The following is a 15,665-nucleotide window of genomic DNA, read 5'->3' as shown; positions in this document are numbered from 1 at the left end:
GCGGGGACCGGTGTGCGGGACGGTGGAGGGAGTGGAGGGACAGACCGGACGGACACCAGGGGGCGCGGAAGGAGAGCGGCAATGTCCAGCGAACAAGGTCCGGCCCCCAGGGCCCAGGCCTGGCGGGCGGTGGCCGGGTGTGTGGGCAGGAGCTTCGTGATGCTGGCCCGGCGGCAGGTCCACCTGCCCGGGGAAAACGTGGGACGCGTCCTGCAGTTCGCGGACGGCAGCACGTCGCGGGTGTACCGGGAAACGGCCGTCAGAGCCGCGCCCGGGGAGCCGTGCACCCTCGTTGTCGCCTTCAGGCTCAGGCTGGTGCGGGGCAGGGCGCACCGCCTGTTCGAAGCCGAAAGCCTGCTCAACACGCCGCTCTTCGTCGGGTTTCCTGGTTTCGTGTCAAAGCTCTGGTGCGCGCATGACGACCGCGGAGTGTATCGGGGCTTCTACGAATGGGATGGCGCGGAAAGGGCACACCATTACGCGGCATCCCTGTGGCGGGTGCTGGAACTGGTGAGCGTCCCGGGCTCGATCAGGTACAAAGTATTGCCCGGGCTGCGCCGGGATGAGGCGCTCGCAGACCCGGCCCGGATGGAAGCTGCCGCCGCAGGGGCCGGCCCGGCCTGGTGGCGGCTCCTTGGCCACCCATGACCGTCCACAGCGACGTCCTGGTGGTGGGCGCCGGTCCTGCAGGCCTGGCAACTGCGCTCCAGGCGCATGCCCACGGAGCCACCGTACGCATTGTCGACCGGCGGGCGGAACGGGTGCGCCCCTCCCGGGCAATGATGCTCCACGCCCGTGCACTCGAGGGCCTCCGGCCGCTGGGTGTCACGGACGAACTGCTCAGCCGGGGGGACACCACCCCGGAGGCACGCATCCACCTCGGCAAGCGGGTGGTGCAGGCCAGGCTTGGCCACGCAGACCTTCCGGACACGGCCTTCCCGCACCTGACGCTGGTCCGTCAGGCCGACGTCGAAGACGTTCTGTGGCGCGCGCTCAAAGCCCGGGACGTGCCGGTGGACTGGGGCGTTGAGTTCCGTGGCCTCGCCGCCTTCCCGGGCAGGGGCGGAGCGTTGCGCGCCGACCTGCGGCTGGCGGACGGCAACTTCCCCGGGGCGAACCGGACCCTTGGCAACCCGCACGAACAGGGCCTGGAGCAGCACGAATGCCGCTTCCTCGCCGGATGCGACGGGCAATCCAGTACCGTGCGCGGGCTCGTCGGTGCCGAGTGGAGCGGGGCGCCGTACCGGGTGGAGGCAGTCCTGGCCGACCTGGAGCTCGATGGCCCGCTGGACCCCGGACTCCTCCATGTCGCTGTGGGAAGCGCGGGGCTTGCGTTCCTTTTCGCCCTGGGCGAGGGCGCCACGTGGCGGCTGCTCGCCACCCGCACGGCAGACCCGCATGCCGCCGGCCCGTTCGGGCAGCTGGGGCCGGCAGTCCCGGCGGGGGAAGTGGCCCGGCTCGTCCAGGGGTCGGGGCTGGAGGCGACGGTGCGGGACGTGCGGTGGTCCGCACAGGTCCGCCTGCAGCACCGAGTGGCCAGCAGGTTCCGCAGCGGGAACCTGTTCCTGGCCGGAGACGCCGCGCACGCCCATTCGCCGGCGGGCGGCCAGGGGATGAACAACGGCATCCTTGATGCGCTGAATCTTGGCTGGAAGCTTGGATTCGCTTCCGACGGCGGGACGCACCCGGAACTGCTCGGCTCCTATGACTACGAGCGCCGCCTCGCTGCCCGGCGCGTGCTGGCCCTGACCCACGTCATCTTTTTCGGGGAAGCGTCACCCCACCCCCTTGCGCGCCTGCTCCGCGGCCTCCTTCCGGTTTCCGCGCCGTTGCTGCCGGTGCTGCTGCGCCGGCGGCGCCTCACGTCTGCCGGCATCAGGCTGCTGGCACAGCCTTTTGTCCGCTACCGGAACAGCGGCATATCGCTGGAGGGCACCCCGCCCGCAGCACGGTGGCCGCGGCCGGGGGACCGGCTCCCGGACGCGCCGGCAGCCACCGGCGGGCAGCCCGCCCGCCTTCACGAGCTGACGGCCGCGCCGGGCGTCCACATTCTGCTGGAGCATGATGCCGGCTGGGATGTGGCGGGCGCGGAGCTCGCGTTTTCAGGGCGCAAGGTCCATGTGCATCGGCTCAGCAGCCATCCCGGCCGCGGCATCGTTGCGGTGCGCCCGGACGGCCATGTCGGTTTCCGCTGCGGGGAGTCGGACCTGCACCAGTTGCGTGCCTGGCTCCGGCTGGTGGGTGCCGTCCCGGACTGACGGGAACGGCGGGCCGCCGGCCTAGTGGGCTTGAGGCGGCGGGCGTATCCTGTTCACGCCAAGGCACGTCCATCAAACGTGAGAGGGGAACGTCACATGACCATCCCGCCAGTGCACGAGCCCGAGCCGTTCCCGCCGGAACCAGGCCCGGACCAGCCAGATCCAGCCCACCCCGGCCACCCGGGCCCGCCGGCTCCCAATCCGTTCCCCGCACCGGAACCCCCGGGCCCGCTGCCGGTGCCGGATCCGGGCCCGGCGCCGCTGCGGCCGGACCCGACGCGGAGCTGACAAGCAGTATCTGAGGGGCCTTCGCGTACCGCGATGGGCCCCTCACCCATGTCCCGCGAGGCCGCAAAAAACTTCAAAAATACCCTTCGGAACCCCTTGCAGACCTGATTCCTCAGTGATAAAAAATCTATATCAGCCAATACAGATCGGCTGATGCGGAAAAGTGTTGGACCGTCTCTTACGAGGAGGGAAGCCATGTTGATGCGAACTGATCCGTTCCGCGAGTTGGACAGGCTGGCCCAGCAGGTCCTCGGCACGGCGGCGCGCCCGGCAGCGATGCCGATGGACGCGTGGCGGGAGGACCAGGAATTTGTCGTCGCCTTTGATCTGCCCGGCGTCGCACTGGATTCTGTGGATCTGGATGTGGAACGGAACGTCCTGACGGTACGGGCCGAGCGCCCCGACCCTGCAGGCAAGGACACCGAGTTGATCGCCTCCGAGCGGCCGCGCGGCGTGTTCAGCCGCCAGTTGATCCTTGGGGACACCCTGGATACTGACAACGTAAAGGCTACGTACGACGCCGGTGTCCTGACGCTGCGGATTCCTGTCGCCGAAAAGGCCAAGCCGCGCAAGATTGAAATTGAGACGAAGGGGGCCAAGCAAGAGATTGCCGCCTAGCTTCAACACAGGATCGGAAAGTCGGGGATTTGCTGACTGCCTTTAGGGCGGATTGCACAGTATGCACGCCACAGCGCTTAAAGCGCACCGGCAGCCTACACCCGCACTTCCCGGTATGGCGGCCCCCGGCTTCGGCCGGGGGTCGTCTCATGCCCGGAGAAAGCAACGCGGGGTCACCTATCGCGCAAAAAACCACGTCGGATGGACCGTAAGTGACCCCGCGTTGCTTTTAACCTGGAGGGATCAGGTGTTGAGTTCCAGCATCAGCGCGGGCAGCTCGTCCGCGAGTTCGCGCGCCAGGAAGCCCAGGGGTCCCAGCCGGCTGGCAAGCCTGTCCGCAGCAGCCGCATGAAGATGGGTGCCCCAGCACGCAGCCTGGGCTTCACTGGTTCCCCGGGCGCGAAGGCCGGCGATGGCACCGGCCAGGACATCCCCGCTGCCTGAGGTCCCCAGCCCGCCGTACCCCGTGGTGATTTTCCAGAGCTCCGCCTCTTCCGGAGCATCACCCGGCGGCCTCGCGACCAGGCCCTGGCAGCTCACCACCGCCTGGTACCGTTCGGCAATCTCCGCGACATCAGCAGGCAGGTCCTCCAGCCCGCGGCCAAGCAGGATCTCAGCCTCCTTGGGATTGGGCGTCAGGATCAGGCGCCCCTTCCACGGACCGGACTGGTCCTCCACGTTGGCCAAAGCACCCAAAGCGTAGGCATCGAGGACGACGGCGGGACCTCCGCCGTCGTTCCCTTTCCCGGAGGCGGCCTCCCGCCCGAGCAGCGCCCGGAGCAGCTCCTCGGCCAGGTCCAGGTCATCGAGGCCCGGACCCACCAGTACGGCATCTGCCTTGTCCAGGTACGGGGCAATGAGGTCCAGTCCCTCGGCCGTTACGGACCCGCCGGGGGTTTCCGGCAGGCCCACTGTCCCGCACTCCGGCAGCGCGACGCCCACGTGGACAGCCACCGATTCCGCGACCGCCAGGGTGAGTTTCCCGGCGCCGGCCCGAAGGGCGGCAGCACCGGAGAGCAGGGCCGCACCGGGAGTCGCCCGGGCCCCGCCGACCACCAATACCGATCCGCGGGAGTACTTGTCCTCGCCGGCGGCAGGGAGCGGCCAGTCGCGCAGGAGCGACGGCGTCACCAGGGCTGGCTGCGCGGCCCCGGCCGCGCCCGCCTCACCGCGGGTGGACACTGGCGTCCCCGGCATGTTCGGTCACAGCAACGCCCTGCTCGGTCAGGTGGTCCGCGACATTGAAGCTTTCGAGCGTCCAGCGGCCGGCGCCGGAGGGCCGCACATAGCGGGTCAGGGAGGCATTCAGGACCGAGGTGGTGTCCGCCAGGTCCAGGAGTTCTGCTTCACTCAGCCCTTCAAGCACGTACCGGAAGAGCATGATCACGGCGTCGTGGCACACCAGCATCACCCGATGCCCGGTGCCGAGGTTGTTCAGTTCCGCCAGGACGGAGCGCAGCCGGAGGGCCACGTCCGCCCAGGATTCCCCGCCCGGCGGCCGGTAGTACAGCTTGCCCAGCCATTCGCGGCGTTCCACCTCGTCCGGGTAACGCTGCTCCACGCCCAGCCGGGTGAGCCGGTCCAGGATGCCCAGTTCGCGGTCCCGGAGCCGTTCATCGGTGCGCACCTTCACGGGCCAGCCCGCCACCTCCACGGCGATTTCCGCCGTCTGACGGGCACGTGCATAGGGCGAGGAAACCACGGCGTCCGGCCGGAACTCCTCGGCGGTCCGGGCCAAAGCCGCGCCCAGGGCCTTGGCCTGCTCCTGCCCAATGTCGGACAGGTTCACATCGGCGTCGCGGGCCGGCACGGCGATGACCGCCGCCCCTGCCTCCCGGGCCTCGGTGGCGGCAACGTTGCCTTCACTCTCGCCGTGCCGGACCAGTAGCAGTTCCACCGCCCCGGCTTCCTGCACAGCCTCTGTCAGCCCGTCGTCGTTCAAGAGAATCACCCCGTCTGCGTGCCGTTCCGATTGCAGGAACACTACCAGCGGCGTACCCAGCGGGCGGGGAAAATAACGGGTGACGGCGGCCGGCATCTCGCGCCCGCAACGGAAATCCGCGCCCGATTCGGACACCCGCTCCCGGGGCCCGGGGCGCGGCTGTCCGGATCAGGCGCGGAAATGCCCGCCGGCTTACCGCTCCGGCGTCAGCACCTTGGAGAACACCGTGGCGCCGTTGGCGTTCCGGAGGCTTGCCGTGAAAGTGTTGTCTTCGCCCAGCTGCACGTGACCGAAGAACTGGTTCTCGCCGTTGCGCGGTGACTCTCCCGCGAACTTGCCCGCCTTGGAGAACACCACCTCGGGCCCGAACGTGCCGTCCATCTTGTTCGGTCCAAATGAACCCGCCGCAATCGGCCCGGCCACGAATTCCCAGAAGGGGTCGAAGTCGGTGAAGGCCGCACGCTCAGGGGAGTAGTGGTGCGCGGCGCAGTAGTGAACGTCGGCGGTCAGCCACACCACGTTCCTAACCTGGTTGCGCTTGAATGCGCTCAATACCCCGGCGATCTCAAGCTCACGGCCCAGGGGTGCACCGGCGTCGCGGTTTGAGACGCTTTCCTGGTTGACCGGCCCGTCGCCCACGATGATGCCCAGCGGCAGGTCGGCAGCGATGACCTTCCAGGTGGCCTTGGACTTGGTCACCTCGCGGATCAGCCAGTCCACCTGCTCCTGGCCCAGGATCGAGGTGGCGTATGGCTCCTTGCCGTCCGTGTTGGGGGACTTGAACGTCCGCATGTCCAGGCAGAAGATGTCCAGCTGCGGGCCGCGGCTGATCTTCCGGTAGATGCGGGCGGGCTGGTACTGGCCGGCGTCGTCGAACGTACCCGGCCGCCACAGCGCTGCGGAATCGGCGATGGGCATGTTCTCCTGCCATGCCTGGCGGCCGCGGGCGGCAAGGGTGTTGACGTCGCGGATGGTATAGCGGGGATCGTCCAGGATCTCGCCGGGGTACCAGTTATTGGTGGTCTCGTGGTCGTCCCAGTTGGCGATGACGGGGACGTCAGCGAACATGGCCCGCATGTTGGCGTCCATCTGGTTGTAGCGGTGCCGGCCGCGGAATTCCGTGAGCGTCTCGGCCACCTTGGACACCTCCTCCGTGACCAGGTTCCGCCACACCTGCCCGTCCTTCTCCACCACGGTTTCCGTGATGGGGCCGTCGGCGTAGACGGTGTCGCCGGAGTGGATGAAGAAGTCCGGACGGGTCTGGTGCATGGCGCGGTAGCCGCGCATCCCGCCGATTTCCTCGTTGATGCCCCAGCCCTGGCCGGCGGTGTCGCCGGTCCACACAAAGCTTTGGGCGGACGACGCCGGCACCTCGCCGCCGTTGCTTGTGTCACCGGTGCGGCCGTTGCCGTTATACGTCCCGGCGTCGGGAGCCGTGCGGAAGCTGCCGCTGACAGTCTCGCCGGCCGCGCCGCCGTCGTCCTCGAAGCTGATCTCCAGTGCAAAGCGCGTGTTGGAGGGCAGGTTCCCGGCATGGATCTTGGCGGTGAAGTCGGAGGCCTGGGTGGCGCGGGGCCCGCGGAGGACGCGCTCAAAGGCGCCGCGGCCGCGGAGGACCTCGCCGCCGTCGTCCACGGCCCGCAGCACCGCGGTCATCCGCCCGGCGCCGGAAGAACGTGACCACAGGACGGCGGAATCGGAGGTGACGTCTCCGGTGGCGATGCCGCTGGGCAGGGTGAGCCGGTTCCGGACCAACGCGACGCCGGCCGGCGACTGCACTGTGGCGGCCTGGGCGGCGGCGGGTGTGGCTGCCAGTGCGGCAGCGAGGACGGATCCCTTGACGATGGTGCGGCGTGAAATGTCAGTCATGCCGTCCAGCCTCCAGGGGCCGGGCGCACAGACGTTTTCCCGCCGGTGAACCCCGGGTGAGCCCCGGTTGAACAGCCAGGTGGGCCCCTTAGCCGGACGAGCGGCCCTCGACCGCAGGAACGGTGTTGCCCGGCACCGCTCATGCGGGGCAGGGCCGCTCGTCCGCCAATGCCCGCGGCCTCAGCCGGCTACGGAACCGCGAACTCCCCGATCCGCCCCTCCCGCAGCGCAGCCCCAACGGCGTTGATTGCCCCGTAATCCGGGAATAGAACCGATTGGCCCGCGATGAATCCGGAGCCCGCCGTGGGCAGGGTCATGGTGCCGATCGCGTTCACGTCCAGGTTCCGCAGGCTGTAGGCAAGGATGGCAGCCTGCACGGGGTCGAAGCCCCGGTCCACGGTCAGGCAGCAGGACGCGAAATCCACCAGACCGCGCACGGCGTTGACGTCGTTCAGGCCGCCCCCGCCGGTCAGGCGGGCCAGGATGGCTTTGAGCAGGATCTGCTGGTTGCGCACGCGCTGGAAGTCGCCGTCGGAAAATGCGTACCGCTCCCGGGCGAACTCCAGCGCGGACTGCCCGTCCAGGTGGTTCACGCCCGGACCGAAGACGTGCCCCGTGTCGTGCGTGGACTGGAACGGAATGGGCACGTTGACGTCGATCCCGCCCAGCCCGTCCACCATGCCCCGGAAGCCGTGGAAGTCCAGCATAACGGTGTGGTCAATGGTGATCCCGAACAGTGACTGCACCGTTTGGGTGGTCATGTCGATGCCGCCGTACTGCAGCCCGGCATTGATCTTTGCGCCGCCGAAGCCCGGGATGTCCACCCACGTATCCCTGTTGATGGAGATGATGAACAGGGTTCTGCGGTCGGCGGGGACGTGGACCAGCATGAGGGTGTCCGACCGGTGGTCCATGGCCTCGCCGGTTGCCGCCGTGTGGGCTGCGGCGTCCCGAGCACTGGCACGGCTGTCGCTGCCGATGACCAGCACGTTCATGGGCGCCGCAGGCAGCTCCGGGATCGGCTCGGGCGGCGGCGGGGGAGCAGGGGCCAGCGGCGGCGTTTCGGAGGGAGTTTCCGAGGGGGTTGCCGACGGGGACGGCGATTCGCTCTGCGTCGCGGCGGGCTGCGCCTCCGTGCCGGAACGGTTGAGGCTGATGACTGCGACGACGGCGGCGGCCACCAGGACCAGCGCCAGCAGTGCGGCTATCCAGCGCCGGCGGCCGTGCGCCACCCAGCTGCCGTTGTGGGGACCGGGGGCGGACGCGGATGCGTTGGGGCCGGAGGGGTCAGAACCGTCAGGCGTGCTCATTGTGCCTCACCTCTTTGTGAATGGGTGGGATCAGTGTCCGCCAGCCGAGGCCCTGCTGGCTACAAAGTTGTCCAAACTGTCACCTTGCGTCGCCTGACGGGGTCAGACGAATCACGCTTGATTACGACGGCGGCAGCGCGGTCAGGCGGGAACGTCGCCGCCGGGAGAAGTGCCGGGGTCGCCGGAGAGGTGCGGGACCGCCCGAACGCTACGGCGACTCCGCACGTGTCCCGCGAGCCGGTGCGTTCAGGCGCGCGTGGCGGAGGATGGAGACGATCGCGGGCGCCAGTTCGTCCTCCATCTGCCGGTACACCTCGGGCGCGCGCCGGTAGGGGTCGACGATGTCGTTCTCGGCGGCGTCGGCGGGCAAGGACAGGTGCCGCACCCCCGCGGCCCGTGCCGGGAGGCTCTTCCAGAAGGCGGTGTTGGCGCCCAGCCAGCCGCCGTCGTCGTCATCATCCCTGGCGGGCGCGCTGCCCCCGGACGCTGCTGCGCGCTGGTCCAGGACGTCGAGCATGCGGGCGAACTCGCGGATGGTGAACGTCCGTTTGAGGAAGGAGGCGTCCAGCTGCAGCACCTCGCCGCGGTGTGCGGAGGTCATGGTGAGCACCAGGTCCACGCCGCGGAGGATCTTCGGGGTCAGCTGGCGGGCGGCGAAGTTGTCCGGGTTCCCGCCGAAGGTGCGGACGATGTCCGCGGAGAGGGGCTGCATGGGGTCGCCCACCATGGCCCGGGTGCCCGCGCTGGCCACAACGAAACCGCCCGGCACCGCCTGGTCCAGTCCCGCCTGCAGCAGCCGCTCGGCCACCGGCGAGCGGCAGATGTTGCCTGTGCAGACGGTCAGGATTTTTACTGGTTCGGACGTGTCCAAGGGGATTTTCTCTTTCCAGCCGGTGCGCGGACCGTCCAGCCCGCGGATTTCAACTTAACACGCATCACCCGGACCCTCTCTCACTTGATGCGGGTTTTTGGGAAACCCTCTCTCACCTTTCCGGGCAGGAGGCACGATGATATGACCGTGGAGAAAGTTATCGAGCGTGACTGCGTCATTGCCGGCGGCGGACCGGCCGGGATGGTGCTCGGCTACCTGCTGGCACGCGCGGGGCTGCGCGTTACAGTGCTCGAGAAGCATGCCGACTTCTTTCGTGACTTCCGCGGCGACACCGTGCATCCTTCCACCGTGACACTGCTGGGCGAGCTCGGGCTGCGGGAAAAATTCCTGCAGCTGCCGCTCACGCGCCTGCCCGCGATGGACGTCGTCATGGACGGCCGGCGCTTCACTATCGTGGACTTCAGGACCCTCCCGGAGCCCGACAACTTCCTGGTCCTGGCGCCGCAGTGGGATTTCCTGAACTTCCTGGCGGGCGAGGCGTCGGCGTTTCCCAACTTCGAGCTGCGCATGCTCACCGAAGCCACCGGCCTCATTGTCGAGCAGGACGAGGTTCGCGGCGTACGGGCGGCGACAGCGGACGACGACGACCTTGAGATCCGTGCGACGCTCACCGTAGCTGCGGACGGGCGGGCGTCCGGGCTGCGCGCCGCGGCCGGGATGACTCCCGACGAGTTTGGCGTGCCCATCGACGTTCTCTGGTTCAGCCTGCCCAAACCGCCGGAACCGCCGCCGGCAACCCTCGGCTACATCTCCCGCCAAGGCATGGTCCTGACCATCGACCGCGGCGACAGGTACCAGTCGGGCATGGTCATCCGGAAGGGCGGGTACGACGAGCTTCGTGCGGCAGGGCTGGAGGCGCTCCGGGCCAGGATCAGCCACGCGGCTCCTGTTCTGCGCCCCGTCGTCACCACCCTCGTGGACTGGGACCAGATCAAGCTCCTTTCGGTCCAGATCAACCGGCTCCGCCGCTGGTACCGTCCGGGATTCATCGCGATCGGCGACGCCGCCCATGCGATGTCCCCGATGTTCGGCGTTGGCGTGAACTTCGCCATCCAGGATGCCGTTGCGCTGTTCAACGCCATCTCCGGGGACCTTGCGGCCGGGACCGCGCCGGCCGGAAAGCTCGCGGCGGTGCAGCGGCGCAGGGAGAAGCCGGTGAAGGTGATGCAGATGCTCCAGCGCAACGGGCACAAGGCCATTGTCCGGGCAACCGCCGGCGACAGCGTCGCGCCGCGCTGGTTCGTCGGGCTCCTCCGGTTCGCCTCGCCCCTGCTGCGCCGGATGACTGCCCGGTTCATCGGCGTCGGAATCCGTCCCGAGCACGTCAGGCCCGGCGCCTGACTGCAACGGGGGCCGGCCCCTGCGTCCCGTCCCAAACCGACGCTCTCTCACTTAATGCGGTTTTACAGCGGACGCTCTCTCACTTAACGCGGTTTTACAGCGGACGCTCTCTCACTTTCGTAAGGAAAGTGAGAGAGCGTCGGCCAAGATGGCCCGTCAAGTGAGAGAGCGTTGGCCAAGATGGCCCGTCAAGTGAGAGAGCATCGGCCAATATGGCCCATTAAGTGAGAGAGCGTTGGCCAATTTTCGCCCATTAAGTGAGAGAGCGTCGGGAGGGAGGGGCAGGTTAGAGCGCGGCCAGCATCTCCTTCATCTGGGCGATCTCAGCCTCCTGGGACGTGACGATATCCCGGGAGAGCTGGATGGACCCGGCGTGCTTGCCGGCGGCGATCTCCTGCTTTGCCATGTCGATCGCGCCCTCATGGTGTCCGATCATCTGCTCCAGGAAAAGTCGGACGGCTTCCGTTCCCTGCGCGGCCTTGAGCTTCTCCAGGCCCTGGGAGTCCACCATGCCGCCCATGCCGTGTCCCGAGTGGTCCGACATCATGACGGGCACGTTCCACTCTTTGAGCCAGCCGGTCATCGTCTCGATCTCGGGCGCCTGGGCGTTCTTGATCTTGGTGGCCAGCGCGGTGACCTCCGCGGGCAGGTCCGGCTTGGCGAGCATCATGTCGCTCATCTCCACCGCCTGCGCGTGGTGCGGGATCATCATCTGCGAGAACATGATGTCCGCCTGGTTATGGTCCGCACTGGCGTCCGGCATCATGCTGGCCATGGGGCCGGAGCTGCCGTGGTTCATGGGCATGGTGTTTCCGCCGGAGCTTCCGGAGCCGGCGGCGCACCCGGCAAGGCCGAGCGAGGCCGCCAGGGCAGCGGCGATGGTAAGGGTTTTGAGGTTCGTGTTCATTTTTTGGGGTGTCCTTCAGGGAAGTAATGTGAACTGGGCCAATCGTGCGTGGAGAGCCACGCGGCGCAGTCCGCTTACGTCCGGCTGATGGACAGGTCGCAGGGTGTGGGGCTTGCCGGGATGTACGAGTACCCGACGGCGCCCCGGGCGATGGCTGTGGGCGCGGGCCCGGCGGTGCCGGCCTGGGGCGGGACAACGGCGAGCGAAGCGGTCTTGGCCAGCGGGATGCAGGGCGCGCCGGCTTCCTGCGCGCCCGGGCAGCCGGAACTGCAGGATTCTGCGGCCGAAAAAGTTGGTCTTGCGGCCTGGTATCCGGCAGCGGCGCCGTGAGCCTGTCCTGAGCCCTGTTCGACGGCTGGGTGTTCGACGGCGGGGTGCCCGGCCAGGTGCCCGACGGCGGGGTGCCCGCCTGTGTCCCCGGCGAGGGAATGCACGACGGCGGCGTCCCCGGCGGAGTGCCCGCCGGGGAGTTGTGCAGCGGCAGGTTGTGCCGCCTGGGGTTGGACGACGGCGGCGTGCCCCGCGTGCGACGAGTGGGCGGTCATGACGTGCATTCCGAAGATCCCGGCCACGATGGCCAGGACGGCAGCCAGCAGTCCCGCGCGGAGGAGTGCGGCCGACAGGACGCGGGTGCGTGCGGTCATGCTGCTTCCTCCTTTCTGCTGAACAGGTTGCTGCTGGACTGGTTTCTGCCGGACCGGGTCTTCACCAGGGCCGCTCCTGCACGTTCAACGTACCTCGGACGGGTTGAGTTTCACCCGCCGGAGCAGTTGGGCGTTCAAAGCCACCACGATAGTGGATGCGGACATCAGGACCGCGCCCGCGGCCGGGGAGAGGACCACGCCGGCGAACGCCAGGACGCCTGCGGCCAGCGGCACGGACAGGATGTTGTAGCCCGTGGCCCACACCAGGTTCTCCCACATCTTGCGGTAGCTGGCCCGGGACAGGTCCACCATGGACAGGACCGCCCGCGGATCGTTCCCCGCCAGCACCACCCCGGCAGACTCCATGGCCACGTCCGTGCCGGCGCCGATCGCGATGCCCACCTCGGCGCGGGCCAGCGCCGGCGAGTCGTTGACGCCGTCGCCCACCATGGCCACTTTCAGCCCGCGGGCCTGGAGCTCGGCCACCTTCTTGTCCTTGTCCGCCGGCAGGACTTCCGCGAACACCTCATCGATCTTCAGGTCCGCGGCCACGGCCTGCGCCACCTGCCGGGCATCGCCGGTGATCATGCCGACCTTCACGCCGCGGTTCTGCAGGGCAGCAACCGCCTGCCGCGACTCCGTCCGCACCGCATCCTCGAGGCTGACTGCCCCCAGCACGCGGCCGCCGTCGTCAATGACATGCAGGACGGCAGCGCCGCGGTCCATCCACCCGCGGGTGGACCGGGCCAGGGCGGAGGGTTCGACGGCGCCAAGCTCGCGCAGGAGGGCGGGCCCGCCCACGTGCACGGTGCGCCCGTCCACAGAGGCCCGGACGCCGCGGCCGGTCAGCGAGGTGAAGCCGGCGGCGGCAGGCAGGGTCAGGTTGCGTTCCCGGGCTGCGCGGACGATGGCCCGGGCCACAGGGTGCTCGCTGTCCGACTCGACCGCGGCGGCCAGGGCCAGCAGCTCGTCTGCACCCACGCCGTCAGCGGCCGCAACGTCCACCAGCTGAGGCTCGCCGGTGGTGAGGGTGCCGGTCTTGTCGAAGAGGACCACGTCGATGGTCCGCATCCGTTCCAGCGCCATCCGGTTCTTGATCAGGACCCCGGCGCGGGCAGCCTGCTCCGTGGAGATGGCGATCACCAGCGGGATGGCCAGGCCCAGTGCATGCGGGCAGGCGATGACCAGGACGGTGACGGTGCGGGTCACGGCTTCCGGGATGCTGCCCATCAGGGTCCACGCGATAAAGGTGATGACGCCTGCGCCGGCAGCGAAGTAGAACAGGAAGGCCGCGGCACGGTCGGCCAGCGCCTGGGCCCGAGAGGACGATGACTGCGCCTCGGCCACCAGGCGCTGGATGCCGGCGAGTGCCGTGTCCTCGCCAACCGCCGTCACCCGGACGCGGACGCTGGTATCCGTGGCGACTGTTCCGGCCACCACGGGATCGCCCGGGCCGCGCGGCACGGTCTTCGATTCGCCCGTGATCATCGACTCGTCAAATTCCGCCTGCCCGTCCACCACCGTTCCGTCGGCCGGCATGCGGCCGCCGGAGCGGACCAGGACCAGGTCGTCGGGCCGGAGCTCGGAGACGGGAACGGTTTCCGTTCCGGTGCTTGTGATCCGTTCGGCTTCGTCGGGCAGCAGCGCGGCGAGGGCATCCAGGGCGCCCTGGGCCGCCCCCAGGGCGCGCATCTCGATCCAGTGGCCCAGCAGCATGATGGCCACCAGCAGCGCCAGCTCCCACCAGAAGTCCAGGTCAAACCCGCCCAGGCCCAGGCTGGTAACCCAGGAGGCGCCGAACGCCACGGTGATGGCCATGGCGATCAGGAGCATCATGCCCGGCCGGCGGTCTTTCAGCTCCTGCAGCCCGCCCTTCAGGAATGGCTGGCCGCCGTACAGGAAGATGACGGTGCCCAGGACGGGCGGGATCCAGGCTGAGCCGGGAAATACGGGCGCCATGTAGCCCAGGATGTGGCCCACCATGGGGCTGAAGTAGACCACGGGGACGGACAGCGCCAGCGTGAGCCAGAACCTGTTCTTGAACATGGCCGTGCTGTGCCCGGCGTGCTGCCCGTGGGTGTGGACGGCGTGGTCGTCGTCGTGGCGGGCGTGGCCGCCAAGCCCGCCGGCAGCCGGGGGAGCCGCGGGTTTGGTGAGGGTCCCGCGTGAGGGGCCGTCGTCGTGATGGTGCATGTGCTGGTGATCCTGCAGGTGTTCCATATGTTCCTCCTTGGAGGACGCCGCAGCCGGGGCCATCAGCCCCGGCTGGAAAGTCAGTTGGAAGCCAGGGAGTACCCGGCCGAGATGACGGCCCGCCGGACCGCCGCGTCCGAAACGGTGCCTGTCACGGTGAGGCCGGAACGGCCGCCCGGCACGAGGTCAACGGATGCCGATTCAACGCCGTCAAGGGCGGAGACGGCCTTCTCGACGGTCTGGACGCAGTGGCCGCAGGTGAGGCCCTCAACGGCGAACGTCCGCCGGGAGCCTGTGCCGGCGTCGGAAATTTCGACGGCGGCTGGCGCCTTGTGTGCGTGTGCGGCAGGGGAGCAGCAGCTGCAGCCGGCACTGGAGGCCAGGGGGAGCGCGGTCCGGTTTTCAATGTCAAACATGTCAGTTCCATTCCTTGTGAAGGATGATTCCTTGCTGGAGTACCAGGGTGCTGGGGTTGAACGGCTGTGATGGCGGTGCGGGCACCGGCCGGGACATACCACTTCACTGACAACACCTTGAATATACCCCTAGGGGGTATAGCGGTCAAGCTCTTTGCCTGTTCCCCGGCCGGGGGAAAGGGGCTATGGGCACTATCCGGCGCGTCTCCGGGCGGCAATACTTGGAGCAGTGCGTGCCGACGGCCCGCGGACGACTGCTACAAGGGGGGTGGCCCGTGACGGAACTCCGTGGCCCTTACACCTACTCAAGCGCACTGGGGGACAGCCCCTGCGGTGCCGGAACCTTCCACGTGGATCTTGCGTCGGGGAAGATCCACTGGTCCGACGGCATGTTCCAGCTGCACGGATACCGGCGGGGCGAAGTTGTGCCCACCCTCGAACTGCTGTTCTCCCACAAGCATCCCGAGGACAGGCCCCGGTGCGAGGAGATTGTTGCGCAGGTTGTCCGGACCGGCGGCTACTTCTGCATGTACCACCGCGTTATCGATGCCCAGGGGCGGACCCGGCGTGTTCTGACCTCCGGCGACGGGATCGTGCACGACGGCAGGGTCACAGCCCTGGAAGGGGTGATGATCGACCTCACCGCGACGCTCCAGCGCGAAACCGAGCAGACGGCGCGGGATGCGGTGGCCGGGGCGACCTCCACCCGCACGGTGATTGACCAGGCACGCGGCATCCTCATGGGCCAGCTGAAGATGGGGTCGGAGGATGCCTTCCAGATGCTGGTCAGCACCAGCAGCCACCGGAACGTGAAGCTGGTGGTGGTCGCCGCGGAGCTCGTGCAGCTGGCCAACTCCGCGGAATCGCGCAACTACCTGGAAACGGCTGTGAAGGCCATTGCGATGGACGGGCAGCGGAGGCCGGTTCGCCAGCAGGCCGGCTAGCAGGTTTCCCGGGACACGCGGCCCGCTGGGATAAAGCGCGAGC

Annotated in this window: 14 protein-coding genes; 5 read left to right on the top strand and 9 right to left on the bottom strand. The window is 68.6% G+C overall.

The genetic code is table 11. The features are described from left to right. Positions 1–81 precede the first annotated feature (81 nt). From ACQ3DC_RS03900 to ACQ3DC_RS03890, 3 genes are all read left to right on the top strand, one after another. Positions 82–648 (top strand): hypothetical protein, encoded by a 567-nt coding sequence (locus ACQ3DC_RS03900; RefSeq protein WP_430751595.1) that lies wholly within the window; start codon positions 82–84, stop codon positions 646–648. Beyond that, the gene (locus tag ACQ3DC_RS03895) at positions 645–2,258 is read left to right on the top strand and encodes an FAD-dependent monooxygenase (RefSeq protein WP_430751594.1); all 1,614 of its coding nucleotides are present in this window, start codon (positions 645–647) and stop codon (positions 2,256–2,258) included. The genes ACQ3DC_RS03900 and ACQ3DC_RS03895 overlap by 4 nt, the downstream gene beginning before the upstream one ends. A gap of 483 nt (positions 2,259–2,741) precedes the next feature. Beyond that, entirely contained in the window at positions 2,742–3,164 is a 423-nt protein-coding gene (locus ACQ3DC_RS03890) for an Hsp20/alpha crystallin family protein (protein ID WP_323056776.1), read from the top strand. A 243-nt stretch (positions 3,165–3,407) separates the two neighbouring features. Here ACQ3DC_RS03890 and ACQ3DC_RS03885 read toward each other — a convergent pair whose 3' ends face one another. The 5 genes from ACQ3DC_RS03885 to ACQ3DC_RS03865 form a co-directional block, all read right to left on the bottom strand. After that, on the bottom strand, positions 3,408–4,346 hold the full coding sequence (locus ACQ3DC_RS03885; protein ID WP_430751593.1) for an NAD(P)H-hydrate dehydratase: 939 nt from the start codon (positions 4,344–4,346) through the stop codon (positions 3,408–3,410). Beyond that, positions 4,330–5,115 (bottom strand): histidine phosphatase family protein, encoded by a 786-nt coding sequence (locus tag ACQ3DC_RS03880; protein WP_430751592.1) that lies wholly within the window; start codon positions 5,113–5,115, stop codon positions 4,330–4,332. The genes ACQ3DC_RS03885 and ACQ3DC_RS03880 overlap by 17 nt, the downstream gene beginning before the upstream one ends. 183 nt (positions 5,116–5,298) lie before the next feature. Beyond that, on the bottom strand, positions 5,299–6,975 hold the full coding sequence (locus ACQ3DC_RS03875; protein WP_430751591.1) for an alkaline phosphatase D family protein: 1,677 nt from the start codon (positions 6,973–6,975) through the stop codon (positions 5,299–5,301). Positions 6,976–7,163: 188 nt separating this feature from the next. Beyond that, positions 7,164–8,285, bottom strand: a complete 1,122-nt coding sequence (locus ACQ3DC_RS03870) for an LCP family protein (protein ID WP_430751590.1) — start codon at positions 8,283–8,285, stop codon at positions 7,164–7,166. A 208-nt stretch (positions 8,286–8,493) separates the two neighbouring features. After that, positions 8,494–9,156 carry a low molecular weight phosphatase family protein gene (locus tag ACQ3DC_RS03865; protein ID WP_430751589.1) on the bottom strand — a complete coding sequence of 221 codons (663 nt, stop codon included), beginning with the start codon at positions 9,154–9,156 and terminating at the stop codon, positions 8,494–8,496. Positions 9,157–9,297: 141 nt separating this feature from the next. On the opposite strand from ACQ3DC_RS03865, the gene ACQ3DC_RS03860 reads away from it, so the two are divergent. Next, on the top strand, positions 9,298–10,518 hold the full coding sequence (locus ACQ3DC_RS03860) for an FAD-dependent oxidoreductase (protein ID WP_430751588.1): 1,221 nt from the start codon (positions 9,298–9,300) through the stop codon (positions 10,516–10,518). Positions 10,519–10,804: 286 nt separating this feature from the next. On the opposite strand, the gene ACQ3DC_RS03855 is transcribed toward ACQ3DC_RS03860, so the two are convergent. The 4 genes from ACQ3DC_RS03855 to ACQ3DC_RS03840 form a co-directional block, all read right to left on the bottom strand. After that, positions 10,805–11,425 carry a DUF305 domain-containing protein gene (locus ACQ3DC_RS03855; protein ID WP_157241343.1) on the bottom strand — a complete coding sequence of 207 codons (621 nt, stop codon included), beginning with the start codon at positions 11,423–11,425 and terminating at the stop codon, positions 10,805–10,807. Positions 11,426–11,499: 74 nt separating this feature from the next. Next, positions 11,500–12,069: a hypothetical protein gene (locus tag ACQ3DC_RS03850; protein WP_421092551.1), complete on the bottom strand. Its 570-nt coding sequence runs from the start codon at positions 12,067–12,069 to the stop codon at positions 11,500–11,502. Between the two features lie 84 nt (positions 12,070–12,153). Next, entirely contained in the window at positions 12,154–14,289 is a 2,136-nt protein-coding gene (locus ACQ3DC_RS03845) for a heavy metal translocating P-type ATPase (RefSeq protein ID WP_430751587.1), read from the bottom strand. Between the two features lie 53 nt (positions 14,290–14,342). Then, positions 14,343–14,678, bottom strand: coding sequence for a heavy-metal-associated domain-containing protein (locus ACQ3DC_RS03840; protein WP_430751586.1), 336 nt, complete (start codon positions 14,676–14,678; stop codon positions 14,343–14,345). 275 nt (positions 14,679–14,953) lie between these two features. Here ACQ3DC_RS03840 and ACQ3DC_RS03835 point away from each other — a divergent pair, with 275 nt between their 5' ends. Next, a complete protein-coding gene (locus ACQ3DC_RS03835) occupies positions 14,954–15,622 on the top strand; it encodes a PAS and ANTAR domain-containing protein (protein WP_323056784.1) in 669 nt (222 codons plus the stop codon). The last annotated feature ends 43 nt before the right edge of the window (positions 15,623–15,665 follow it).

Origin of the sequence: Paenarthrobacter sp. NEAU-H11 (assembly GCF_050573415.1) — a bacterium.
Lineage (GTDB): Bacteria > Actinomycetota > Actinomycetes > Actinomycetales > Micrococcaceae > Arthrobacter.
This window is presented reverse-complemented; position numbering and strand designations above follow the sequence as displayed.